The sequence below is a fragment of the Streptococcus sp. SCPM-O-B-15294 (M123) genome (assembly GCF_058200455.1).
In genome coordinates, this window is sequence record NZ_JBYQGU010000013.1 from 1 (window position 1) to 25,529 (window position 25,529).

Annotated in this window: 26 protein-coding genes; 3 read left to right on the forward strand and 23 right to left on the reverse strand. The window is 42.8% G+C overall.

Annotated elements, in window-relative coordinates:
• The 3 genes from AC3E8G_RS08215 to rplK form a co-directional block, all read right to left on the reverse strand.
• Positions 1 to 2,541: accessory Sec-dependent serine-rich glycoprotein adhesin (locus AC3E8G_RS08215; protein ID WP_490677463.1), on the reverse strand; the 2,541-nt coding region annotated here is incomplete at its 3' end.
• A 156-nt stretch (positions 2,542 to 2,697) separates the two neighbouring features.
• A complete protein-coding gene (gene rplA, locus AC3E8G_RS08220) occupies positions 2,698 to 3,387 on the reverse strand; it encodes a 50S ribosomal protein L1 (RefSeq protein WP_006595851.1) in 690 nt (229 codons plus the stop codon).
• Between the two features lie 97 nt (positions 3,388 to 3,484).
• Entirely contained in the window at positions 3,485 to 3,910 is a 426-nt protein-coding gene (gene rplK / locus AC3E8G_RS08225) for a 50S ribosomal protein L11 (RefSeq protein ID WP_006595850.1), read from the reverse strand.
• A gap of 160 nt (positions 3,911 to 4,070) precedes the next feature.
• On the opposite strand from rplK, the gene AC3E8G_RS08230 reads away from it, so the two are divergent.
• The gene (locus AC3E8G_RS08230; protein WP_006595849.1) at positions 4,071 to 4,415 is read left to right on the forward strand and encodes a DUF3397 family protein; all 345 of its coding nucleotides are present in this window, start codon (positions 4,071 to 4,073) and stop codon (positions 4,413 to 4,415) included.
• A 62-nt stretch (positions 4,416 to 4,477) separates the two neighbouring features.
• On the opposite strand, the gene AC3E8G_RS08235 is transcribed toward AC3E8G_RS08230, so the two are convergent.
• The 7 genes from AC3E8G_RS08235 to AC3E8G_RS08265 all read right to left on the reverse strand — a co-directional run bounded on the left by AC3E8G_RS08235 (position 4,478) and on the right by AC3E8G_RS08265 (position 13,323).
• Positions 4,478 to 6,823, reverse strand: coding sequence for an HAD-IC family P-type ATPase (locus AC3E8G_RS08235; RefSeq protein ID WP_490677464.1), 2,346 nt, complete (start codon positions 6,821 to 6,823; stop codon positions 4,478 to 4,480).
• Between the two features lie 84 nt (positions 6,824 to 6,907).
• Entirely contained in the window at positions 6,908 to 7,294 is a 387-nt protein-coding gene (gloA2, locus tag AC3E8G_RS08240; RefSeq protein ID WP_048689655.1) for an SMU1112c/YaeR family gloxylase I-like metalloprotein, read from the reverse strand.
• 101 nt (positions 7,295 to 7,395) lie between these two features.
• Positions 7,396 to 9,750 (reverse strand): DNA translocase FtsK, encoded by a 2,355-nt coding sequence (locus AC3E8G_RS08245; protein ID WP_490677465.1) that lies wholly within the window; start codon positions 9,748 to 9,750, stop codon positions 7,396 to 7,398.
• A gap of 102 nt (positions 9,751 to 9,852) precedes the next feature.
• Positions 9,853 to 10,395 carry a hypothetical protein gene (locus tag AC3E8G_RS08250; protein ID WP_490677466.1) on the reverse strand — a complete coding sequence of 181 codons (543 nt, stop codon included), beginning with the start codon at positions 10,393 to 10,395 and terminating at the stop codon, positions 9,853 to 9,855.
• Positions 10,396 to 10,473: 78 nt separating this feature from the next.
• Positions 10,474 to 11,238 (reverse strand): hypothetical protein, encoded by a 765-nt coding sequence (locus AC3E8G_RS08255; RefSeq protein WP_490677467.1) that lies wholly within the window; start codon positions 11,236 to 11,238, stop codon positions 10,474 to 10,476.
• Between the two features lie 36 nt (positions 11,239 to 11,274).
• On the reverse strand, positions 11,275 to 12,195 hold the full coding sequence (locus AC3E8G_RS08260) for a hypothetical protein (RefSeq protein ID WP_490677468.1): 921 nt from the start codon (positions 12,193 to 12,195) through the stop codon (positions 11,275 to 11,277).
• Positions 12,196 to 12,354: 159 nt separating this feature from the next.
• Complete coding sequence (locus AC3E8G_RS08265; protein ID WP_490677469.1) at positions 12,355 to 13,323, reverse strand: hypothetical protein; 969 nt, start codon at positions 13,321 to 13,323, stop codon at positions 12,355 to 12,357.
• A gap of 300 nt (positions 13,324 to 13,623) precedes the next feature.
• Between AC3E8G_RS08265 and AC3E8G_RS08270 the strand changes: the two genes are divergently transcribed.
• A complete protein-coding gene (locus AC3E8G_RS08270; RefSeq protein ID WP_490677470.1) occupies positions 13,624 to 14,448 on the forward strand; it encodes a peptidylprolyl isomerase in 825 nt (274 codons plus the stop codon).
• A gap of 33 nt (positions 14,449 to 14,481) precedes the next feature.
• On the opposite strand, the gene AC3E8G_RS08275 is transcribed toward AC3E8G_RS08270, so the two are convergent.
• From AC3E8G_RS08275 to tmk, 8 genes are all read right to left on the reverse strand, one after another.
• Complete coding sequence (locus AC3E8G_RS08275) at positions 14,482 to 16,023, reverse strand: ABC-F family ATP-binding cassette domain-containing protein (RefSeq protein ID WP_490677471.1); 1,542 nt, start codon at positions 16,021 to 16,023, stop codon at positions 14,482 to 14,484.
• Positions 16,024 to 16,107: 84 nt separating this feature from the next.
• Entirely contained in the window at positions 16,108 to 16,461 is a 354-nt protein-coding gene (locus tag AC3E8G_RS08280; protein WP_490677472.1) for an arsenate reductase family protein, read from the reverse strand.
• Positions 16,462 to 16,470: 9 nt separating this feature from the next.
• Positions 16,471 to 16,959 (reverse strand): methylated-DNA--[protein]-cysteine S-methyltransferase, encoded by a 489-nt coding sequence (locus AC3E8G_RS08285; RefSeq protein WP_490677473.1) that lies wholly within the window; start codon positions 16,957 to 16,959, stop codon positions 16,471 to 16,473.
• A complete protein-coding gene (locus AC3E8G_RS08290) occupies positions 16,952 to 17,524 on the reverse strand; it encodes a GNAT family N-acetyltransferase (RefSeq protein WP_490677474.1) in 573 nt (190 codons plus the stop codon). The genes AC3E8G_RS08285 and AC3E8G_RS08290 overlap by 8 nt, the downstream gene beginning before the upstream one ends.
• A 10-nt stretch (positions 17,525 to 17,534) precedes the next feature.
• The gene (gene rsmI / locus AC3E8G_RS08295) at positions 17,535 to 18,398 is read right to left on the reverse strand and encodes a 16S rRNA (cytidine(1402)-2'-O)-methyltransferase (protein ID WP_490677475.1); all 864 of its coding nucleotides are present in this window, start codon (positions 18,396 to 18,398) and stop codon (positions 17,535 to 17,537) included.
• Between the two features lie 2 nt (positions 18,399 to 18,400).
• Positions 18,401 to 18,721: a DNA replication initiation control protein YabA gene (gene yabA / locus AC3E8G_RS08300; RefSeq protein WP_023024026.1), complete on the reverse strand. Its 321-nt coding sequence runs from the start codon at positions 18,719 to 18,721 to the stop codon at positions 18,401 to 18,403.
• 4 nt (positions 18,722 to 18,725) lie between these two features.
• Entirely contained in the window at positions 18,726 to 19,625 is a 900-nt protein-coding gene (locus AC3E8G_RS08305) for a DNA polymerase III subunit delta' (RefSeq protein WP_490677476.1), read from the reverse strand.
• Entirely contained in the window at positions 19,622 to 20,260 is a 639-nt protein-coding gene (gene tmk, locus AC3E8G_RS08310; RefSeq protein ID WP_490677477.1) for a dTMP kinase, read from the reverse strand. Before tmk ends, AC3E8G_RS08305 begins: the two co-directional genes overlap by 4 nt.
• Before the next feature lie 172 nt (positions 20,261 to 20,432).
• Between tmk and AC3E8G_RS08315 the strand changes: the two genes are divergently transcribed.
• Positions 20,433 to 21,320, forward strand: a complete 888-nt coding sequence (locus AC3E8G_RS08315) for a YitT family protein (RefSeq protein WP_490677478.1) — start codon at positions 20,433 to 20,435, stop codon at positions 21,318 to 21,320.
• Between the two features lie 38 nt (positions 21,321 to 21,358).
• Here the strand turns inward: AC3E8G_RS08315 and AC3E8G_RS08320 are convergent, their stop codons facing one another.
• From AC3E8G_RS08320 to AC3E8G_RS08340, 5 genes are all read right to left on the reverse strand, one after another.
• Positions 21,359 to 22,015, reverse strand: coding sequence for a CBS domain-containing protein (locus AC3E8G_RS08320; RefSeq protein ID WP_490677479.1), 657 nt, complete (start codon positions 22,013 to 22,015; stop codon positions 21,359 to 21,361).
• Positions 22,016 to 22,186: 171 nt separating this feature from the next.
• Entirely contained in the window at positions 22,187 to 22,897 is a 711-nt protein-coding gene (locus AC3E8G_RS08325; protein WP_490677480.1) for an ABC transporter ATP-binding protein, read from the reverse strand.
• The gene (locus AC3E8G_RS08330) at positions 22,897 to 23,661 is read right to left on the reverse strand and encodes an ABC transporter ATP-binding protein (protein WP_490677481.1); all 765 of its coding nucleotides are present in this window, start codon (positions 23,659 to 23,661) and stop codon (positions 22,897 to 22,899) included. Before AC3E8G_RS08330 ends, AC3E8G_RS08325 begins: the two co-directional genes overlap by 1 nt.
• A complete protein-coding gene (locus tag AC3E8G_RS08335) occupies positions 23,661 to 24,608 on the reverse strand; it encodes a branched-chain amino acid ABC transporter permease (RefSeq protein WP_490677482.1) in 948 nt (315 codons plus the stop codon). Before AC3E8G_RS08335 ends, AC3E8G_RS08330 begins: the two co-directional genes overlap by 1 nt.
• 3 nt (positions 24,609 to 24,611) lie before the next feature.
• Complete coding sequence (locus AC3E8G_RS08340; protein ID WP_009731472.1) at positions 24,612 to 25,481, reverse strand: branched-chain amino acid ABC transporter permease; 870 nt, start codon at positions 25,479 to 25,481, stop codon at positions 24,612 to 24,614.
• Positions 25,482 to 25,529 lie beyond the last annotated feature (48 nt).

Sequence of the window (25,529 nt, forward strand, 5' to 3'; positions counted from 1 at the left end):
GCCCTCATCATCTACTTCACCGACAGTGTATGTACCGGCTGGAACCAATTCATAAGTCTCGCCTTCAAATGTAATCTCTTGTGGGCGATTATCTACAACTGTATCGTAGTCCTTGTCCACTGGTTGAGCATCTTCGTCGGTCACATCTGACTTGATGGTCTTGCCTTCTGTATCTACATAGTGTACATAGACATTACCCTTCGGCTCTTCTTTGAGCTTATAGATGTAGGTAACATTCTTATCTTCTTTTGCAACCAGACCAGTTGTAGGATCAGAAGACTTAAGGTGACCTTCATCATCTACTTCACCGACTGTGTAGTTACCAGCTGGTACCAATTCGTAGGTCTTTCCATCTTTTTCGATTGTTTGCGGACGGTTGTCCACGACTGTGTCGTAGGCCTTATTAATTGGTTGTGCTGCTTCATCTGTGACGGAAGTTTTCAGCTCATTACCCTCGGTATCCTTATAATGAACGTAAACATTACCAGTAACATCTGATTTGCGGTAATAGTGCGTTACATCTGTAGAAATTTCTTTAATGGATGGAAGAGAATAGTTATTAAAGAATGATTTATATCCAGACGCTTTATCCCCTGGGGTGTTCCCACCAATGATGTTGGAAGTATTGTTTCGAACGGGATCGACATCTGCTGAGAACTGTGGTGAGGCTGTAAAGGCATCCCCAGTGGCCTTATTGTACCAACCACTCAAACGCACATTTCCATTTCCACCATCCGTATATGTTTGTACACGAAGATGGTATTGTCCATCCTTACTATCAACATATCCCAAATCAGTTAATGCATCTTTTGTTCCAGATGGTGTTGGTTTACCTCCTGGCTTAACCGGATCTGAAGTATACAACAATGTATAGTTGGTTAAATCAAGCGTATTTACATCCGTTGATGGATTATACGATGCCACTTTTGATGGGTCTAAAGCATATAATTTAACAACAGATGTTCCATCTTTATCGACTTGCTCTACAATCCGTTTGACGTAGTAGTGAGCACGTCCACCTTGGAGTTCCAAGTATTTAGCTCCTACACCACCCAGAGAACCCGTCATATCTTTTTCAGCATCCGTACGTACAAACTCGTAGCCTTCAAATGAACGTGGATTCGATGCCTTGTAGTCTTGGCTTTCAATACCAGTCTGGCTGTATGAAGCCAATTCTTCATTCGTACCCTCTACTTTATAGTAGGTGGTATGGGTTACTTTTTCCGTTGGGATAACTGTTTGAACATTTGGTTTTGTTTCCCCAACATTTCCTGGTTTGGTCGTATCACGAACTTGGAGAATATGGTGTTTATATTTATCATCAGAAGTTGGACCAGCTTCACGGTTATTGGTCCAAGTTCCTAGGATTTGCGAAGATTCCCCAGTAGTATAATCAAATTGAGGGGCATAAGTAGGATTTTCTTTCACCAAGGTCTTAAATTGGAAAGTTGACTTGGCAGTCAAATCCAAGGTTTCGACTTCTTTACCAGTAGCTTTTTCAACCAAACGAGCATGAACAGTTGGTGTCTGAGTTGTTCCGACAGCAGAACGATCTACTGAGAAGGTTACATAATAGCCACCATTGCTATAGGTAACGCCACCTTGATTTGCCGGACCTTGCCAGTTTTGAAGATCCCAAATAGAATAGGTATAGCGGTCAGCATTTGGATCCAATTGATAAGTTGTATTGTTCCATGCTGGGTCATTAATGGAAGCACCGTTTGGATTCTCCATTGTTGGAGTAACTGATGGGGCAGTCAAGGTGTTTGAAGTTGAAAGAGCATCTAACTGAGCAGAGATTGCTGGTGCACCATTAACAGTTGTATTCCCATTAAAACCTGCAGCCTTCAAGGTTGCCATCATATCATCTACTGACTTGTTCAAGCGTTCTCGTTGTTCAGCATATGATTGTGGTTTTACTTCAGAACTGCTCGAAGTTTCTTTTGCTGGCAATTCAGCTTGAACTTTTGCAACAGCCTCTTTGATAGCAGCTTTCTGCTCTTCATTTTGATGGTTGGAAGCATATTTTTCTGCTATTTGATTCAATAAGGCAGCCTCAGAAGCATTTTGTTCCAAGATTGCTTTATCATCCGATGCTACAGCACTTTCGACCACTTGGGATGAACTTGCTGCTTGAGCTTTTGTTTCTGTAGCAGTTTCATTTTGAGGGACTGAGACTTCTTTCGACCCTTCTTCAGTTAATGGAGCTGCTTCAGGTGAAACGACTGGAGCACTCACTGCTGTAGAGGAAGAAACAACTTCGTTTCCTACTTCATCCGCAAACGTAGTAGTTGCAACTGTAGTAGCACTTAAAAGGGCCGTTGCTACTACGATCCCTTTTAAGAAGTGACGGTTCTTAGCAGAAACAGCGTCTTCACGAACCTCAGCAACAACAGTCTCTTCGACTTGACCTCGGATCACTTTGAGCAAACCAAAGTTTGAAGTAGCTGCACGCAACCAGTTCTTACCTGACTTGATCAACTTGAAACGAGTCACTCGATCAGTTTCACGGAATTCTCCGTTTGAACGTTTAAAAATCATTTGATTCTCCTTAATTTTTATTTTCAACTATATTATACCTTTTTTCTGTACTTATGCAAGCGTTTTAATATAAGTCAAATTTATCATTAGGGAGAACGGTTTTGAAAGCATTCAAAGAAATAAAAAAAGCTACCCGAAGGTAGCTTTGATTTCTAATTAAAGTGAGTTAACATCCACTTTGATACCAGGACCTTGAGTAGTAGTCAAAGTCAAGCTAGTTACGTAAGTACCTTTAGCTGTAGCTGGTTTTGCTTTTTGGATAACATCGTTGAAAGCTTTGAAGTTTTCAACCAATTTGTCAGCGTCAAATGACACTTTACCGATGATTGCTTGTACGATACCTGCACGGTCTGCACGGTAAGTGATTTTACCACCTTTAGACTCTTCAACTGCTTTAGCAACATCCATTGTTACAGTACCAGTTTTAGGGTTTGGCATCAAGTTACGTGGTCCAAGGACACGTCCAAGACGTCCAACAAGAGCCATCATGTCAGGTGTAGCGATAACAACGTCGAAGTCCAACCAACCGTCGTTGATTTTAGCAACAAGGTCATCTTCACCTACGAAGTCTGCACCAGCAGCTTTTGCTTCTTCAGCTTTTGCACCACGTGCAAATACAAGAACGCGAGCAGTTTTACCAGTTCCGTTTGGCAATACCATTGCACCACGGATTTGTTGGTCAGCTTTTTTCACGTCGATGTTCAAGTTGTAAGCAACTTCTACAGTTGCGTCAAATTTTGCAAAGTTAGTTTCTTTTGCAAGAGCTACAGCTTCTTCTACGCTGTATGCTTTTGTGCTGTCGATTTTTTCAAGTGCAGCACGAAGTTGTTTGCTTTTTTTAGCCATTTTATCTTTCTCCTTGTAATGTGGTCATATCGATTTTCATCTCCCACGTCACTCGTCTCATGATCAAGTGTATTGCGGGCAAATAGGATTGTTACAATTAGTCAGTAACAGTGAATCCCATAGAACGAGCAGTACCTTCGATCATACGCATTGCAGACTCAATGTTTGCAGCGTTCAAATCTGGCATCTTAGTTTCAGCAATTTCTTGTACTTGCGCACGAGTAACTGTTGCAACTTTCGTTTTGTTAGGTGTACCTGATCCTTTTTCAACACCTGCAGCTTTTTTCAAAAGAACAGCAGCTGGTGGTGTTTTTGTAACGAAATCAAATGATTTGTCTTCATAAACAGTGATCACAACTGGGATAATCATACCAGCTTGGTCAGCTGTACGAGCGTTAAACTCTTTAGTGAATCCCATGATGTTGATACCTGCTTGACCAAGTGCTGGTCCAACCGGTGGAGCTGGTGTAGCTTTACCAGCAGGGATTTGCAATTTTACAAGTTTTTCGACTTTTTTAGCCATTTCTTAAATCCTCCTTTGTGGTTTTGGCGGTAATTACAGATTTTTACCTCCCACAAGTATGCTCTGCGCATACCTTTCTATTATACACTATTTTCTTCCGAATGCAAGAAAAAATTTCATTTCCATCACACTTTTTTTACTTTTGTGATAAAATGGAGGTATGTTAATAAAAGTTGCTTCCCTTGTATTTATTTTTTTGACCCTGATTCTCAGTGGGATTATTATTCGAGTCTTTAAACTGCGTCGATATGGCTGGAATTTTGCCGATCTAGCTTTTCCTCTGTTCGCGCTTGAATACTATTTAATTTCAGATGCGGCCTACTATCATAATTTGTTGCCGCAATTGTTATTGGCCTTGTCCCTCTTAGCTATCGGCTTGACTATCTATTTCTTGAAAAAGAGACGTAGCTTTTACTATCCGAAATTTTTTAAGTACTTTTGGCGAGCAGGTTTTCTCATTACCTTCTTCCTATACCTCATCATGACGATTAGTCTCTTTATCTGATTTTAATAAAAAAATAACGGTATTAACTAGATCTAAGATGGTTTAGCTAATACCGTTTTTTTTTATTTGTTTCTGGACTTATGCAGATGGGTCACCAAGGTATAGACAAGACGATTCACCAACCATAAGACCCCTTCCATGACCAGTCCTAGGACAAGGGTCAAGATCCAGCCAGTCAGATGAAGCTGACTGAGATTAAAAATGGAAGAAAATACAAAGACCGACAGACAAAATCCTGCTACATTTAGAAGGATGATGCCCAATTTCACATGATTGAAGGGAAGGCTGAGTTGGTATACTTTTGTAAAGCCAATCAAAGCTAGCAGGTAAATCGAGATGGTCGAAATATCTCCCTGACTTAATCCAAGGAAAGGACCCAGAACCACAAGAAAAAGGACCGATATGAGATTGGTCAAGGCAGCTGGAAGAGCCTGCTCTATCACGGTTTCAATAAAGTCTCCTTCTATCCGGGAACGATTCTTCTCCAAGGCCAGTAAGAAACCGGGGATTCCGATGGTAAATCCACTGATCAAGGACATCTGAGAAGCCTGAATGGGATAAGTGAAAGCAAAGAGAATGGCCAAAATAGCCAATAATATTGAAAAGATATTCTTAACCAAAAAGAGACTAGCCGAACGTTGAATATTGTTGACCACTCGGCGGCCTTCATCTACAATCGAAGGCATGTGGGAGAAGTCTGAATCTAAAAGCACAACCTGGGCCACCTTTTTGGTCGCATCGTGGCCCGTATTCATGGCAATACTACAATCAGCTTTTTTCATAGCAAGAATATCATTGACCCCATCCCCTGTCATTCCAACCTTATGACCATCCGCCTGCAGGCTCTCTACGAGGATTTGTTTTTGTTCTGGACTAACTCGTCCAAACACTGTGTAGGTCCGTGCTGCATCTACTACCTCCTCATATGTCTTGAGCTGACTGGCGTCTACCACTTGATCTGCATCAGGAATACCTGCTTTTTGAGCTACGGCGGCAACTGTCACAGGATGATCCCCTGAGATAACCTTGATGGTCACCCCTTGTTTTTGGAAATAGGCGAAAGTTTCAGGGGCAGTCGACCGTACAGGATTCTCCAAGACCAAGGCTAGAAGGGGAAGGACTGGAGCTTCTAATACTTCCGCCAATTGCTCCCCCTGGTAATGCCCCAAAATAAGGACACGCGCCCCTCGTTCAATCTCTCGCTGCCAGACTTCTTGGTAAGCATCGAGATCATCTCGAAGCAAAACATCCGGTGCCCCTAATAGGTAAATCCCTTCTTGGAACTGAAGGCCCCCAAATTTCTTCTTGGATGAAAAAGGAAGGCGATCTTGAACGGTCCAAACTTCACTTGCTTGAACTGAGTGAAACTGCCGAATGGCCGTGATAGTATCATTCTGATCCTCACTTGCTTGGAGATAGTGACTTAATATTTCTCTGCCTTCTTTTTCATCTAGTGCCAAGGGGAGGAGCTCACTCACCTGCATCCTGTGTTCGGTAATGGTTCCCGTCTTGTCTAGACAAAGGACGTCGATACGAGATAGGGTTTCAATCCCCTTCATACTGTTGAGTAGGACCTTTTGAAGGGCTAAACGGGTTGCTCCAAGCACCAAGGCCAGGGTCATTAAGAGGTAGAGTCCTTCTGGGATCATCCCAATGATGGCACCGACCATAGAGGTGATGCTAACTTTGAGGGAGTCTTGATTTCCTAGATAGCTCTGCAAGAACAAGAGCAAGCCAATCGGGATGAGAATCATTCCGATCATTCGGACGAGACCATCCACCGCATGAACCATTTCGGATTCTTCGTGTCCCTTGACTTTCTTGGCGGAGAGACTCAGCTGATTAATATAAGACGCATCTCCTACTTGTTCCAAGACGGCAACTGCTTGACCTGAGATGACAAAACTTCCTGACATGAGTTTCTGATTCTCACCTTTAGGGATTTCATCTGCTTCACCTGTTAATTGAGACTCATCGACCATGATCGAGCCATCCAGAACCTTGGCATCCGCATAGATCTGATCCCCTGCTTGGAACAAGACGACATCCCCCTCTACCACCTGGTCGACAGGAAGGTCCAGCCGTTCTCCCTCACGAATCACTCGAGCTTTCTCCACTTGAAGGAGGCGCATCTTATTCAAAATCCGACGGGACCGCAATTCTTGAACAATCCCAATCAAGGAGTTAACGACCACAATGGGAACAAATAACATATTGTTCCAAGACCGTACTAGTATCAATAAGATAGCTAGAATACCAAAAACCAGGTTGAAATAGGTAAAGACATTTGAATAAATAATCTCTCTCGTCGACTTTTCTGCCGTGATCGTTACTCGATTTTGTTTTCCTTCTCTGATGCTGCTTTGGACTTGCTCATTTGTTAGCCCGCTATATCGCTTCTCTTCCATATTTTCTTCTTTCTTTTTTCTGTATCTAGTTTAGCAAAAAGAATGTCTTCTGGCTTGGGACTAGAGACCGAAGATTGTGTAGATCTATTCGTGAAGTTCAAGAGGCAAGCCATCTGGATCAAAGAAGAAGGCCATTTTGCGCCCATCAAAATCATCCACCCGTAGCTCTGTATGAGGAATTCCCAATTGGTCAAACTCTGCTAGACAGGCTTGAACATCTTCCACTTTAAAAGCCAGATGACGGAGACCGGTATGCTCTGGATGAGGGAGAAAGGGTCTTTTTGGGGCATCTGGTTTGATAAATATTTCCAAGGTCAGGTTTCCCTTTCGAATATTAAAGAGAATATCCTGCTTTTCTGGCCGATGGTGTTCGTCTAAAGGTTCAAAGCCTAACTTGTCTACATAAAATTCTCTGGTTTTATCATAATCGTGGCCAATAATGGCAATGTGGTGAATGGTATCGAGATGCATCTGCTGTCCTTTTCTTTTTTATCGTAAACAAAACCTGCCCCTTGTACAGGCAGGTTTTTGCTATTGTCAAATATCTCATTCCTTCTTCATTTAAAGAAAGATTAATTGGTCTGTAAGACCTTTCTTGGCTTGGTTCCTTCAGCTGGTCCGATGACACCCGCTGCTTCCAAGTCTTCCATGAGGCGAGTGGCCCGGTTAAAACCAACCGATAAGCGACGCTGAATCATGGAAGCACTGGCTTTTTGAGTTTCAATCACGAGCGCCTTTGCCTCTTCAAAGAGAGGATCGCCTTCGTCTGAGCCACCCATACCTCCATCAAAGTCTGACTCAGATACTTCACCTGGATCGAAGGCATCATCATAATCCGCTTCAGCTTGCTCTTTGACGAAGTTGACAATCCGCTCCACATCGTCATCTGAGATAAAGGATCCCTGTAGACGAATCGGATGATTTTCATCAATCGGTTTAAAGAGCATGTCTCCGCGACCAAGCAATTTCTCCGCTCCATTTTCATCCAAGATGGTCCGTGAGTCGGTCCCGGATGATACCGCAAAAGCGACACGGGAAGGCACATTGGCCTTGATCAAACCTGAGATAACGTCAACCGATGGTCGTTGAGTCGCCAAGATCATGTGGATCCCCGCCGCACGCGCCTTCTGTCCGAGGCGAATAATGGCATCTTCCACTTCTTTACTTGCGACCATCATCAAGTCTGCCAGCTCATCGACAATGACCACGATCAATGGAAGGGGCACTTGCTTCATCTCAGACTGGGCATTGTACTCAGCCACCTTGGCATTAAAGCCAGCAATATTGCGAGCGCCTACTTTCGAGAAGAGCTCGTAGCGATTTTCCATCTCATCAACGACCTTTTGTAGGGCCCGACTGGCCTTGCGTGGGTTGGTCACAACTGGGATCAAAAGGTGAGGAATATCATTGTAGACAGAAAGCTCCACCATCTTTGGATCGACCATCATAAATTTGACTTCGTCCGGACGAGCCTTCATCAAGATACTCGAAATAATCCCATTGACCGCGACGGACTTACCAGATCCGGTCGAACCCGCTACCAAGAGGTGGGGCATCCGAGCCAAATCAAAGGTCCTAGCCGAGCCATCTACAGCCTTCCCAAGAGGAATCTCAAGGAGTTTAGCCGGGTCAGTTTTGGACTGTTCCCACAATTCACGGAAGGAAACGGTCGCAATCTCTGAGTTGGGAACTTCAATCCCGACCAAAGACTTCCCTGGAATCGGTGCTTCAATCCGCACATCCTTGGCTGCTAGGGCCAAAGCCAAATCATCTGCTAGATTGGAGATGCGGTTGACCCGCACACCGACAGCTGGCTTAACCTCATACTTGGTAACAGAAGGACCGATTTCTGCCCGCTCCACTGTCGCCTTGATATTGAAGCTTGCAAAGGTTTCTTCCAAAATGCGGATGTTCTGGCGAACGATGTTTTTCTCTTTGGATTGATTTTTCGGCTTGTCAGGTGCGAAGAGATCAATGGTTGGAAGCTTGTACTGGAGGAGTTCCTTAGGTGTGAAATCCACTTGAACTTCTTCCCCATCGTCCTCGAATTCTTCAGCTTCCGGAAGCTCTTCTGGGTAGTCGTCCGACCATTCTTCCGAATAGCCTTCCTCTTCATTTGGTAGATAAATTTGAGGATAGGCCTCCTCTGCGGGCGCTTCTGCTTCGATCACAGGTTCCATGACCTCACCTGTCTCAAGATCTACAGGATAACCTTCTGTACTCATGGGACTAGCTTCTGCAAGTTGATCGATGCGGGCAGCCTCCTCTGCTTCTGCTTGAAGGGCCTTCTTCTCTTCACGCTCGACAAAGCGCTCTTGGCGACGAATTTCTCGTTTTTCCATAAAGGAGTGAAAAGCTGCGACAGCCTGCTCATACAAGTCATAAACCGAATAAGAACTCATCAAGAGAAGTCCTAATACGATCAAGAGTCCTCCAATGAAATAAGTCCCGATGTTCGAGAGCAAGAAGGCAATCGGCGTGTACAAGATAGCACCCAGTAAACCACCTCCTGCAAAAGAAGAGACGCGAAGGTGCACGAGGTCCCCTAAGATACGTGAGAAGGTTGGCCCGAAAGAAGAACCTTCAAGTTTCAAGAGGGAGACAAAGTAAGCTTGATAGATTAGTAGCAAGCCTGCAAAAAGACTTAAAAAGCCAGACAAGGTTCCCTCATGCTTCTCAATCCATTTGAAAAAGAAGAGGTAGACAATAACAGCCGTCATCGCGACGTAAGCCAGACTACCTACCAAGAGACGGATAAGGTTGTAGGTCACTAAACCTAAGGCACCTAATCGTAAAAAGGCGAAAATGAAGACGAGAGTTAAGACAATCGTCATGATCATTCGGCGAATTGCTTTTTTTCTTTCTATTTCTGCTTTAGACAGTCGTCTTGTCGACCGTGTTTTTTTTGATTGATTATTGTTTGCCATAACCTTTATTATACCACATTTCTAGACTAGTTCTCTAGTAAAATCCTTTTCTCTCATCTGCGAAAGCAACAACAAAAAACAGTACCTCACAGGCACTGTTACTTATAGATTTTTCTTTGGGTGGCGGTCGATGATGGCTTGATGCTCTTTCAGCGCTTGTTTTCCCTTTTCTGTCAACTGATAGCCCCGAACTGTGAACTCTTGTGCCAACTCTTCTTCGGTAAAGTGATCCGCCAAAGCTTGGTTCAAATCGGCTGCTTTCATCTTGGACAAGCCCGTGACTCCCTTCTTTTTGAGAATGGCTTTTTTCATGGTCGCATTGATATGGTCCAGCGAATCAAAAGCCGATTCGATAACAGCATACCCCTTATCTACCAAAGCTTTCAAATGTTCCGGCGCATGAATCCCATAAGTGTATTCGAAGTACTTAGGAAACCAAGTCTCCGTCGTAAATGTTCCAAAATGGATCCGCCACAAGAGAATAATATCCCCTGCAAGCAAGCCATCTTGAAGCAACTCCATGTTTCGTTTAGAAACAGGCTTTGGATCCAACAACCAAGCTTTCAAGTCTCTCTCAGGCGAAATATAAGGTTTCACCTCGTGATCTGCATAAAATTTTTCTAGTATATCTGAAATAGTTGTCATCTGTTTCTCCATTTTAATCCTATCTTTCTTGAATTATTTATACCTTCATTTGGAAAAATCCTGTTTTGATTGGAGGATTTACAGATAATTCCCTTCATCCTTCAAGTATTGTTGCGCCTTTTGAACGATATAGAGCGACTCATCTTCTGAAACCAACTTACGAAAGAGCTCTTCCGCTCTAGATTTATCGCCTTTAAGAGTAGCATTCAAGGCTTGGTAGTAGATCATTTCTAACTGTTGGTACTTGAAATCATTGCTTAAATCTTCGAAATAATCATTACTTTGGTGGGCAATGGTTAAATCATAAAGAGCGAGACAGACCTTTTTAGTTTTCTCAGCCAGTACAGGGTCTGTAATGGTCAATTCATTTAATCGAGCCTCTAGCTCTTCTCTAGACAAATCAGGATCTGTCAGGACGATCGAACGAATAAGATAACTCTCAAAAAAGTTCTTATATTTCTGTGGTAGTTCCTTCTGGCTGAGTGCTTCCCTAGCTTCTTTTATGACAGTATCGAAATCTCCCATCATAAAAGAATAGGCAACTGATGTCAGCTTCATATCTATCTGTAAAATGGGCTTTTTCACCTTCTTGTTCAACTGAAGGTATTGCTGCCAAAAAGCTAAATCTAAGTCTACATGAAGCAAGGTGTTGCACTTGTTGGTATAGCTCTTCTTGAGCAAGTGGATAAATAAAAACAAGCCTGCAAGGACCAATAAGAGGCCAGGAGTCTGAAGAAGAGTATCTCTGACCACGAACCCAATGCAAATAATCAAAAGCATAGCCAAGACGCCTGCAAATCTAATATAGAGTCTATAGTTTTTTCGCATTTGGTAATAATTCATACAAATCACTCTTTTCTATTCCTGTTTTCAATGTGGCTAGATTCGGTTCTGTAATTCGCCACCTTTTCCATTGTAGTATTGTTTAAACTCTTCATAAGAATGAATTTCATGCTCTTGACCATCCTTTGAGTAGTATGCATCTATCTTTACTCCAGAGATTTGATCTTGACCGGTAGGAGCAAACCAGTGAAGTAGTTGATCAAAATACTCAGCATTAGAAATAGAGTCTTGACGTGGGTATAAAATATAACCTTCCTTTGAAAGCTTTTCTTTCAATTCAGGATGTTCTTTAAAAATATTTAGATCATCCTTATTTATTTTCGAATACCTATTACGACGAATCCCTGAACCAATATTATAACCCGTTTCATCAACTACAATACCAGCTAAATTTGTATAAGAAATTACAATTGAATCAATTTGTAAATAGTCACTATTTATTCTATCTTCCTGAACAAACATTTGTTTATCTAAATCGTAAAAAATTTCATCATATTCTTCGGACATAGGAGCTTTAAAGAATCTCATCCAAACCAAATTTTTTCCATTCCTGTTTATAATACCGTAGTTACTTCCTTCTCTTGCCAAATAAGCTTTGGGATATTTTTTTCGGATTTCTTTCAAAACCTCTACTTTATTTTCTTTCAAATTATTTTTAGCATCATAAGCTAAAAAGCCAGTATAATTTCCCCCTTTATCTCCATTTTTATTAGTATAAAATTCAAAAGTAAGCAAATAACGATTCCCTACAAAATGGAAATCTTTAGCTAGAATATATTCGTTATGATCGCCCCAGTATGAAACATTCTTAATATTCCCTGACTCTACATATGTTGAAGCAGGTTCAGTTTTCTTGTGCTGATTCGATTTAGGATGAACCAATACGAAAACACACCCTAAAATAAGTAACAAACTTAATAGAATTCCTGCCATTTTACTATTTAAGCATTTTTTCATTCTTTTCCTCTACAAAACCAATCGTTTCTTTCATAAACTAAACAACTTATCTTCCATCATACCCGATTTCATCCCTATACGCAACCTCCTTCTTAGTTAGTGATTTAGGCCAAAAAGAAATCACCCTAATGGGTGACAAATGCTAAAGAACTAAGGAAACTATTTCTTTTCCAAAATTTTTAAATAATGTGTTTTCTTGAATTGGCCACATAATGTTAATACAACAAAGAGATACCACATCAAAAAACTTATAAACAATAACAGAAAGCTTCCGATGGTGAGATATAAGATGGATAATCCTAAGGTGATGAGCCCAAAGACAAGAATTAGCAAATAGGTTTTAATTCCATTTGACTTCTGTACTTTAAAATAATGCTCAGGCATTTCATAAGGAATGACATTCACTGTGTACTTCTGCCTTCTGTGTTGCAATTGCCATATAGCGATGACAAGCATCAATCCAAACGATAGCACTAGTGGGATAAGTCCATGAAAGGATACTCGATCTGTTAATAGATAAATGCCATAAAAAAGTACCGTGCTCGGAGTAAAGATAATGGGAAATGGAACACTTTTTCCGACATAGAGCTTATTCTCTTTAGGATGATAAAATACTGTTTTTTCTAGATCACCTTGATCTGCACCGAATTCGACCAAATCGCGTAAAGGGAACTGTTGTCGCTCCTTCGATGCTAACACAATTTGTTCAAAGTCCACTTCCATGAGCTCCTGCTCAAGAGCTTTATTTGCTTCTACTTGAGCTTGAAGATGCTCTTGGTAATACTTCAGTAATTCTTTATTTTTTCGTTTGGTACCAAGGAATTTAAGTGTAACTGAACGATCAGAAGTCCCATTGCCTATGACTTTTCCTTCCACATAAATTGGATAATTGGTGATCCCTCGAGACGTATTCTTTTCTCCCAAACGGACCACAATGGTGAATGGGTCTAGGCGATAGCGCTTGAAATTGCGATCGACCACTATTTCTGAGTTCCTAATCTCTATTCTTCCCATTGATGAAAAAGCAATCCATCCAACTGTCACTAGAAGAGAAAAAATAGCTAGTAAGACTTTTAGGTTTTCAAAAAAATTCTCTTCAATCAGTAATTGGATGATAGCGATAAACATCGACACTACCAAAAAGATCAAAAAATACAGTGAACTTCTAGAGTAAATGTAGAATTTACGTGGTTGTTTCATTTATGATAATTTCCTTTTTGTATAGTCAATTACACAGCTGTATGTTTTTTCCTCGTATATGCTATCCCATACAGATAATGTTGGATAGATATTAAAAGTTCACCTCCCATCATACCTTATTTTTCATAGGCCCGCAAGCTACATATCGCCTCATCCCAAGACTAGATTTGAATCAAATGGAAAATTAAGGTACAATAGAAGATAGACTAATGTGTTGAAAGGATTAATATGAAAAAATTAATTGCCCTACTTGTATTTTCCGGTTTAGCTTTGGCAGGATGTGGCTCTAATCAATCAGATACAAAGACATCCTCTAGCTCGGCTTCAGAAACTAAGCAAACAACTACTTCTAGCGTAGATGCTAGTGAACAAAAGAAATTAGATCAGCTTCGTAAGGATATCCAAGATGCGATGACCAATGAAAATGCGGTCTTTCCTCAGCTCCCTAACGAAGTTGCTGAAGATGAAGCTGTCGTGAAAATCACGACCAACAAAGGGGACATTACCGTTAAGCTCTTTCCGAAATACGCACCTTTAGCCGTTGAGAATTTCTTAACCCACGCTAAGGATGGCTATTATAATGGCCTCCTCTTCCACCGCGTGATTAATAACTTTATGGTCCAAACAGGAGATCCTAAAGGAGATGGTACAGGTGGCGAATCCATTTGGAAAGGAAAAGATACCTCTAAAGATTCAGGAGCAGGCTTTGAAAATGAATACTCTCCTTACCTCTACAATCTTCGTGGTGCTTTAGCCATGGCCAATTCTGGACCAAATACAAATGGTAGCCAATTCTATATTAACCAAAATAAAGAAGACTGGTCCAGCAAGCTTCCAACTGAGCGCTTCCCTGCTAAAATCATTGAAGCCTATAAGAATGGTGGAAACCCTACCCTTGATGGTGGGAACTACACTGTCTTTGGACAAGTCATCGACGGCATGGATGTAGTCGACAAAATCGCCGAAGTTGAAACAGACGACAAAGACAAACCAAAAGAAGATGTCAAAATTGAAAAAATGGAAATCATAAAAGACTACGATTTCAAGAAATAAGCAAAAGAGAACCAAACGGTTCTCTTTTTGTGTTTACGTCAATTCATTAAAGTCCCAGATTTGGTCCATCCAGCCTTCATAGAAGTCTGGCTCGTGGCAAACCATGAGGATTGATCCCTTGTATTCCTTAAGGGCCCGTTTCAACTCATCTTTGGCATCTACATCCAAGTGGTTGGTTGGTTCGTCCAAGACCAAGACATTGTTTTCACGGTTCATCAAAAGACAAAAACGTACCTTGGCTTGCTCCCCACCAGATAGTACCTGAATTTGACTCTCGATATGTTTGGTGGTCAAACCACAGCGAGCAAGGGCTGCACGGACTTCTGCTTGGTTGAGAGCTGGAAAGGCATTCCAAACTGCCTCTAGCGGTGTCTGACGATTGCCCCCTTCGACCTCTTGCTCAAAGTAGCCAAGTTCTAGGTAATCTCCCCGCTCGACTTCTCCAGCAATCGGTGGGATGATTCCCAGCAAGCTCTTTAAGAGAGTGGTTTTCCCGATCCCGTTAGCTCCGATGATGGCTACCTTTTGATTGCGTTCAAAGGTTAGGTTCAAAGGCTTGGTCAAAGGACGATCATACCCGATTTGGAGATCCTTGGCCTGGAAGATGAAGCGACCTGGAGTCCGGGCATTTTTAAATTCAAAGGATGGCTTTGGTTTCTCACTTTGCAACTCAATGAGTTCCATTTTGTCCAGCTTCTTCTGACGAGACATAGCCATATTCCGTGTAGCCACACGCGCCTTATTGCGGGCTACGAAATCTTTCAAATCAGCAATCTCTTTTTGCTGGCGCTCATAAGCCGCTTCCAATTGCGATTTCTTCATTTCATAGACTTCAAGGAATTGGTAGTAGTCTCCGGAATAGCGGGTCAACTGTTGATTTTCCACATGGTAGACGATGTTGATTACATCATTCAAGAAAGGAATATCGTGGGAAATGAGGACAAAGGCATTTTCATAGTTCTGCAAGTAGCGTTTGAGCCAATCGATGTGCTCCACATCCAAGTAGTTGGTTGGCTCATCCAAGAGAAGGATATCTGGTTTTTCAAGAAGCAATTTAGCCAAAAGGACCTTGGTCCGCTGCCCACCTGAAAGAGCAGTCACATCTGTCTCCATACCAAAGTCCATGACCCCAAGAGCCCGGGCTACTTCATCAATCTTGGCATCCAAGGTATAGAAATCCCGACTCTCTAACCGATCCTGGAGCTCTCCGACTTCTTCCATGAGAGCATCCATATCCGCTCCATCTTCAGCCATTTCCATATAGAGGTCATTGATGCGAGCCTCTGCTTTAAAGAGCTCGTCGAAAGCTGTCCGTAAAACATCACGCACCGTTTGCCCTTCTTTTAGGACAGCATGCTGGTCAAGATAGCCAGCGGTCACATACTTAGACCACTCAACCTTCCCTTCGTCAGGTTGCATCTTGCCCGTCACGATGCTCATGAAGGTGGATTTTCCTTCACCATTGGCCCCTACCAATCCGATATGCTCTCCCTTTAACAAGCGGAAAGACACATCCTCAAAAATAGCCCGGTCTCCAAAGCCGTGGCTTAAATTTTTCACCTCTAAAATACTCATGATTGACTCTCTTTCATTGATTTCACTCGTATGATTATATCATCTTCAAGACAGAATTAAAAGGGAGTCCAACTCCCTTTTTTCTTACAAACCTAAGTCCGCATATGGCTTCCGGTAACCCACTTGAACAACTTTTCCGTCCTTCACTAAGAGAGGGCGTTTGATCAGCATGCCATCGCTAGCTAAAAGGTCTGCCGCTTCTTCTACCGAAAGCTGATCCACTTTGTCTTTCAAGCCCAATTCCCGATACTTCATCCCACTAGTGTTAAAGAAGGATTTGATTGGTAGGGAAGACTCCTTGATCCAGGTTTGTAGTTGCTCACTGGTCGGGGTGTCTACCACGATATCTCGACTATCAAACTCACAGCCTAAGCTCGTTAACTCCGATTTCGCCTTGCGACAGGTCGAACATTTTGGGTATTCAATAAATGATAACATCTTTTCTCCTTATTCTTTCCAAGATATGGCTTCATGTTGCAACAGCCAACGTTTGCGATCTAGACCAGCAGCATAGCCTGTCAACTTTTTCTCCGTCCCCAGCACCCGGTGACAAGGGATGAGGAGGATCAAGGGATTCCGACCTACTGCTTGACCGATGGCTTGAGCCGATCTGCAAGACAAGGCCCGGGCAATCTCTCCATAAGTCTGACTTTCCCCATAGGGAATCTGAGCTAGATAGGCCCAAACTCTTTGTTGAAAGTCTGTTCCTTGAGGAGACAGGGGAAAGGGCATGGAAGGATTTTCCCCTAAAAAGTACTGATCCAGCCATTCAAAGACAGCCTCATGAAGTGGCTGACAAGCTGCTTCGATATGCTCAAGACCCTGCTCACAATTGGCTTGGTCACAAAACCAGATCCCTACTAGGCTGTCTTCATCCACCACAACAGATAGAGGCCCCAAGGGACTCTGATAGAGTTGCCGATAAAACCTAGTCATTTTGAGACTGTTCTGCACGGTAGTCCCAACGATCATCTTCACTAATCACTTGGAAGAGGCTGGTTTCTGCCTTTCGCTTAATCTTCTGATAAGCGAGACGCACCCCATCAATTGGCACTTTTCCACAGTAATGGAAGCCTAACTTCTCTAAAAGATGTTGCATAACCTTGTTGTCAGGATGGGTATCACAGCGGAAATCTGGGCCCTTTTCTCCTTCGATCAAACCTTGAAGGAAGGTTTGGGCTACTCCTCGACCAGCAGCTTCTTTGGCAACAGCGACCCGGTGGAAACTGATATAGAGATAGTTATCATGTTCCCATTTTCCATCATAAATGTCATTATAGGCGGCTTCATTTCCCTTGTAGAGAGCGGCATAGGCTACGACCTCTTGATTCTCTACAGCCACATAACCACGGCTTTCTAGGATATCCTCAAAAATGATTTCATGATTGGGATAACCATCCTGCCATTGGTCCACGCCAGCTGCAGCTAAGCTGTCCTTGCCATCTTGGATAATTTCCATAATCCGATTGATTTCATTGGGATAGGCCATTCTAATTTCCATCAGACTCTCCTTATTCTTCCTCTTGGTGGTAACGGGCATAAAGTTCACTCTTTTGTAGCCCAAATTGTTTGGCAACCTGTTTAATCGCCTGGTTCTTTTTCATACCAGATTGGACCAGTAGATCAATCTCTTGGATCAGATCCACTTCTTCTAGATCTAGCTCCTGCTCACTGGCCCCCTCCACGATCAGGAGACACTCTCCTTTAAGTGGATTTCCCTCTAGATAGTCCACTAACTCTGCGATGGTCCCTCGCGTATACTCTTCATAGATCTTGGTCAGTTCTCGGACCAGGACAACTGGGCGGTCTCCATAGACTGCCAGCATATTTTCAAGGGTCGCTCGTACCCGGTGCGGTGACTCATAAAAGATCTGAGTCTCAGGATAGGCTAGCTTTTCCTGGAAAAAGGCCTTTTGCTGCCCTTCCTTGCGTGGAAGAAAGCCATAAAAGATATGGGGCTGGGGTGCCAGGCCACTAGCAATTAGGCCGGTAATGCCGGCACTCGGACCAGGAACCGCCACAACAGGGATTTCTCGCTCAATAGCCGCCTTGACCAGGTCGTGACCTGGATCCGAAATACTGGGCAGTCCTGCATCCGATACCTGGGCCAGGTCCTTTCCAGACTCTAAATGAGCTAGCAAATCAGGGATTTTCTCCATGGCATTGTGCTCGTGAAAGCTGGTTTGCGGTGTCGCAATCTCAAAATGCTTGAGCAAGAGTCCTGTATTGCGTGTATCTTCTGCTGCTATCAGATCCACCTCTTTTAGAGTTTGGATCATGCGGTAGCTCATGTCATCCCGATTGCCAATTGGGGTTGGCACTAAAAAGAGAGTCCCTGTCGCTCTATCCCCTTTAAAACTTCGTTGAATCTGCATGTTTACTCCCTAAATAACAATTCATCACAGAAAATACACTCTTCATCATTTTCACGACGTTGACCATAGGAGTCTGTACAAACATGAAATCCATCATTGTAAATTCTTTGTAAATTTTCACGACCATTGCGATGGAATTTAGGGGAGCTGGTTTTCTCCACTTCTCCTAAGCGCTCTCTCAATTTATCATTTTCAAGACGCAGAGCAGTATTTTCCTCGACAATGAGTTTGAGATTTTTCTTAATGGCTTCAACCTCTGCTAATGTAACTAGCAATTCCTGGGAGAAGCCATCCAAAGCATCAAATAATTCTTTTTTATTCATCTCTTTACCTTCTATTTTTCAACTGTAGAACCATATACTCGAGAGCATTTTGAAAACTCACATTCCGTTCCCACATCTGTTTAGCCAAGACCAATTTTTCTAGATAGTCTCTTCCTAAGGACTGACCGATGGAGCGTGCAAAGAGTAATTCCAGCAAGCGAAAGGCTTGGGCCTGCTTTTCTTTATCATCTGTCTCTTGAACCAAGCGAGAGACCAGTAAGTAGACATGCGGATCTGCTTTTAGACAAGCTGCGACGAAACGCTCACACTCCCTCGCCAGATCGAAAAAGGATGTATTCTGAGCGAGAATTTGAGCCTCTTGGAAACCTTGACTAAAGTTGGCTAACAGATCTGCTTGTTGAAGCAAGAGACCTTCCTGAAGGAGATATTCTTTTAGAAAATCTTGGTTTTTTGGAAAATGGACCTGCTGCGCCCGACTTTTTATGGTCGGGAGAAGCAGCTGCTCATCTGCTGTCAGCAGAAAGATATGAACTTCACTCTGAGGTTCTTCAATGACCTTGAGGAGGGAATTGGCCGCATTGACATGCATCCGGTCTGCATCACAAATGATAAAGACTTGCTTGGATCCTTCGTAGCCTGACTGAGAAAAATGCTGGATCAAATCCCGGATCCGATCCGTTTTGATGATTTGATTGACCGGTCGGACAACCGTTACATCTGAAAATTCATCCTCTTCAATCAAGCGACAAGCTCGACAAGTCCCGCAGGGCCAAACACCCTTCTTATCCGTACAAAAGAGACTTTGGGACAAGAGCTGGGCCATCTCAAAACTTCCAAAATCTCCTGTAAAGAGATAGGCGTGGCTCAAGCGGTCTTGTTCTAAAATAGCTTGGAAGCGATCGACTAACTGAGGTTGAAGTTTTTGCACTTGTTCTAACTTCATTCACTGATCTCCAAGACTTCTTTCAATAATTGCCAAGCATCCTCGACCACCTGGTCAAAAGGTTGACTGGCATCAATTTTCACCACACGTTGCGGTTCTTTTTCGAGGATGGCCAGATAACCTTGACGAACTTTCTGATGGAGACTGAGGCCTTCTAGATCCAAGCGATTGACTTCACGGCTAGCATTTTTAGCAATTCGAGCCAACCCTTCTTCTACATCGATGTCAAAATAGAAGGTCCGATTGGGTTTCAGACCATCAGTCGCAAATTGGTTCAACCATTCAATATCTGCTACTGCTAATCCACGCCCAAAGCCTTGGTATGCTACCGAACTGTCGATAAAACGATCCATGATAACTAGCTTCCCTGCTTTCAAAGCTGGAAGGACACGTTCTGCCAAGTGTTGGCGACGACTGGCGATATAAAGAAGCAATTCTGTCTTGGGATCCATTTCCGTATGGGATGGATCTAGAATGACCTCGCGTATTTTTTCTGCTATTTCGACGCCCCCTGGCTCCCGCGTGGTAATATAGGCAATCCCTGCCTTTTCCAAGCGTGGTAGCAAGGCTTCTAAAACGGAGGATTTCCCTGCACCTTCTGGGCCTTCAATTGAAATTAATGTTCCCTGTTTCATTCTCTTATCTTAACTTTCTATACTCATTTCTCTAGCATGCATCACTTCTTTTTATTTTACCAAAAATAGGGGTAAAAATCCTGTCCGAATTCGTGAAAATTGATGAAAATTATTTCCTATTTTTCATTTTTTTTGGTAAAATGTATGGTGAAAAATGAATAGGAGAACGAGCATGTTTAAGGCAAAAAATATTCTGGCCATTATTTTTGGGGCTGGCATTTTTTCTTTTGGAATCTTCTTTTTAGTCATTCCATTTCACTTTTATGAGGGAGGGGCTACAGGGATTACCCTGATCACCTACTACCTCTTTAAAATTCCCGTTTCGGTCATGAACTTGGCGATCAATATCCCCCTCTTTTTCCTGGCCTGGAAATTACTGGGGCTCCGATCTCTCTATCTCAGTCTGATTGGAACCTTTTCGGTTTCTTCTTGGATGGCCATCTTCGAGCTGATCCCCAGAAGTCATCAAGTTCAGAATGCAATCTTTACGGCTCTTGATGGAGATATCCTTCTGGCCTGTATCGGATCAGGGGTTATCCTTGGAACTGGACTAGGGATTATCTTCAACGCTGGAGGCACTACAGGTGGAACCGATATTGTCGCGCGTATCTTTAACAAGTACACGACGCTTTCCATGGGACGCCTCATGTTGATTGTGGATGCCATCGTTTTGACAACTGTTTTGATCGTCTTTAAGGACTTCCGAATTGCAGCCTACACCCTCCTCTTTATCCTGATTGACACCGTCGTCATTGATATCGTCGGTGAAGGAGGTTTTGCAGGAAAAGGATTCCTCGTGGTTACATCTAAACCGGATGAAATTGCCAAACAAATCACGACTGATTTGGGCCGAGGAGTCACCTTCATAAACGGCATGGGCTATTATAGCCAACAAGAAATGAAGATTGTCTACTGCGTGGTCTCACGGAATGAAATGAAACAAATGAAAGATATCATCAATAAGATCGATCCATTCGCCTTCATTACCATTACAGAAGCTCACGAAATCCTGGGAGAAGGATTTACCTTGGATACCAACAAGCAACCCATTGCTCGCTAAAACAAAGAGCCTGAGAATATCTCAGGCTCTTTCTTTATTTAAAAGGCTTTTGCAGATGTACGACTAATTTCATCCACACGAATACCATTTTCTTCAAATTTCTTCTTGATGACTTCCGTATTGGTAATGCCATCAATTTGAACTTCGATAACCACATGATCGTCTTTGGTTGGGATATTGACTGTATTGGCGATGTTATAGCCTTCTTCTACAATCAAATGAATGATTTGTTCTAGAACACCAACCTTATCTTCTGTCACAAAGCGAACACGAACTCCTTCTTCTCCATAACCGGATACTTCGAGGAAGGCACGGAAAATATCACGGTCTGTGATGACACCGGATACTTGGTCATTGTCTACAACCGGAAGAATTCCCACCTTGTTCTTATACATGAGATAGGTCGCATCTTCGAGGCTGGCAAATTTAGAGACAGTAATGACATCACGAAGCATGACATCTTTGACCTTTGTCTTGTTCAACAGATAGTTCATCTCAAAAATAGACAAGCTTGTTGCTTTAGATGGACTTGCTTCTGCAATCGTGCCCTCTGTCACCAAGCCGACCAATTTGTCATTTTCAATGACTGGCAAGCGGTGTAAGCCTTGTTCCCGCATCAAATCTGTCGCATGAGCAATTGTTGTATCTGGACTAATATACACTACTTTACGGGTCATAAAATCTTTAACAGCCATAATCATTCTCCTATGCTTTTCTTAGTTTTATTATACTTGATTTTAAATATGATTTCAAACGCTTTCAGCAGTTTTCTCTTGTTTTCAAAATTTAGAAAAATCAAACAAGAGAGGGAAAAAAGAAAGGCCTTTTGACCTTTCTTTTTAAGCATCTAACGAATCTTAGAAATCTTATCCACCAAGGTAGGCCTTGCGGACTTCTTCAGAGGCTAAGAGTTCTTTTCCTGTTCCGGACAGAACGACTTTCCCTGTTTCCAAAACATAACCGCGGTCTGCAATAGCAAGCGCCTTGTTGGCATTTTGCTCAATCAAGAGAACGGTTGTTCCTTGTTTTTGAATATCTTGGATGATATCAAAGATTTCTTGGATAAAGATTGGGGCCAATCCCATGGAAGGTTCATCCAGAAGCAAGAGTTTTGGCGTCGACATGAGGGCACGACCCATCGCAAGCATTTGTTGTTCCCCACCAGATAGGGTAGCTGCATCTTGGTTCTTCCGTTCTTCCAACCGTGGGAAACGTGAGAAGACTTTCTTCAAGTTCGCTTGATTTTCTTCTCGATTTTTTTTCAAAAAAGCTCCCATTTCCAAATTTTCCATAACGGTCAAGCCTGGAAAGACATGGCGGCCTTCTGGAACTTGAGAGAGTCCCGCAGCTACAATTTTTTGAGCCGGAACCTTTTGAATCTCCTGCCCCAAAAACTCGATTTTCCCAGCACTTGGACGCACCAAACCTGAAATGGTACGAAGAATAGATGTTTTCCCAGCACCATTGGCACCGATCAAGGATACAACTTCCCCTTCATTGACTTCGAAACTGACATCACGGACAGCCTGGATCATGCCATAGTGTACAGAAAGATTTTCAACTTTTAACATAGACATTAGGCTTCACCTCCCAGATATGCTTCGATTACACGTTTGTTGGACTTGATTTCATCCGGCGTACCATGGGCAATCAAGCGACCATATTCCAATACATAAATCCGTTCTGTTACTTCCATGACCAAGCTCATATCGTGCTCGATCAGCATGATCGTAATATTAAATTCTTTTTGAATGCGACGGATCAGTTGGGTTAATTCTGCTGTTTCTTGAGGGTTCATCCCTGCAGCAGGCTCATCCAAGAAGAGGATCTTGGGTTCTGTAGCAAGGGCACGAACGATCTCCAAGTGACGTTGTTGTCCGTAAGCTAAGTTTTTGGCCAAGGTATCTGCTTCTTTTTCCAAACCAAAAATCGCTAACAATTCAAGGGCTTTCGCTTTCAAAGCTTCTTCATTCTTGTAATAGCTTGGCAAGCGGAAAAGACTAGCAAAAACATGTGGTTTGTGGTGATTGGCAAAGGCAATCAAGACATTGTCCAAAACGCTCAAATCTTTAAAGAGACGAATATTTTGGAAAGTCCGTCCCAGACCACCAGCAGCGATTTTATAAGGTGCTTTACCATTTAGTAGCTGACCATCTAAGGTAATGGTCCCTTCACTTGGTTCATATACCCCTGTTAGGAGGTTGAAGAGGGTTGTTTTTCCGGCACCGTTGGGGCCAATCAAACCAACCAATTCCCCTTCATTGAGTTCCATGGTCACATCCCCAACGGCTGTCAAACCACCAAAGTTTTTTGTTAAATTTTTTACTTCAAGAAGTGCCATTAGTTAGCCTCCTTTTTTGAGAATAGTTTTTTCAAGCTAAATTCCCATGTTCCAAGAAGACCACCTGGGCGGAAGAGCATTACGAGAATCAAAGCTAATGAGTAAATGATCATACGTACGCTTGAGAAGTCTTGAAGCACCATGTTCAAGATCCCCAAGACGATGGCTGCCACAACTGTTCCTGACATCGATCCCAAACCACCGAAAACGACAATAATCAAGACATTAATGGTATTGGTGAAAGAGTAATCTTTAGGAACAACAGAACCGATAAAGCCGGCTTGAAGAGATCCAGCAATCGCCGCTGTGATCGCACCGAAAACAAAAGCAATGACTTTAACTTTGGTCGTATTAATCCCAACAGATTCTGCGGCGATTTCATCTTCACGAACAGAAAGGGTAGAACGCCCAATTGGACTGCGTAAGAAGTTGATGGTAAAAATGGTCGTAATGACAACAAAGATGTAAACCAATTGCCAGGTTGTAAAAGCTGGTAAACCAAGGATCCCCGCAGCACCATTTGTTAGAGTACCACCATTGACGATCAAGATCCGGATGATTTCTGAAACCCCAAGTGTTGCAATCGCCAGGTAGTCTCCTTTCAACCGAAGGGTTGGAACCCCAACGATCAAGGCAACGATACCTGCGATCAAGGCACCTAAAACCATAGCAGCAAAGAAAGCACCATAGGTTGGTGATTTAGAACCGAGAATGGCTACAGAGTAAGCACCAATCGCCATAAATCCAGCATGTCCGAGCGAGAATTGACCTGAAAAACCAACGATGAGGTTCAAACCAACAGCAAGAATGATATTAATCCCGATTTGTTCCAAAATTTGGATATAGAAGAGGTTGAGGACACCTGCTGCAACCAAGACTTGGATCAAGGCAAAACCTGCGACCAAAAGACCAAGCCAGACTAAATTCACTTTTAAATTTTGTTTCATGGCTTACACCTTCTCTTTCACATTTTTACCGAGGATACCTGCAGGACGGATGAGCAAGATCACAATCAAGATGGCATACACAATGGCATCACGGAAGTCTGAGAGACCGATCGCTGTAGCGAAGGTTTCCAACAAACCGATGACAAATCCACCTAGGGCCGCACCTGGAATGATTCCGATTCCTCCAAGAACGGCTGCGACAAAGGCTTTGATCCCTGGTGTCATCCCCATCAAAGGCTCGATCGAGTTGTAATACAAACCGATCAAGACACCACCAGCACCCGCTAAGGCTGATCCCAATGCAAAGGTAAAGCTGATGGTCCGGTTGACATTAATCCCCATCAATTGAGCAGCATCACTATCAACAGAAACAGCCCGCATGGCTTTCCCCATCTTTGTCTTTTGAATAATAAATTGAAGAGCGACCATCAAGAAAATAGACACTCCTAAGATCATCAACTGAATGTTGGAGATTGAAATAGGACCAAAATTGTAACGAACAGTTTCAATGACTTGCGGGAAGGAACGGGTATTAGCCCCTACAAAAAAGACCATCCCATATTCGAGCAAGAAGGAAACCCCGATGGCTGTGATCAAGGCTGCAATCCGAGTTGAATGACGAAGCGGACGATAAGCCAAGTATTCAATCACAACCCCTAAAATAGCTGTCCCAACCATAGCTAGAAGCAAGGCTACAAAGAAGTTAACTTTCAATGAGTTCAATAAGAAATACCCCATAAAGGCACCTACCATGTAGATATCCCCATGGGCAAAGTTGATCAATTTGATAATTCCATACACCATGGTATAACCAAGGGCTAAGAGTGCATAGACACTTCCCAAGATTAGACCGTTCACTAATTGCTGGAGCATTTGAACCATCCTTTCTAACAATAAAGAGCGAGGCCAGGAATTTTCATT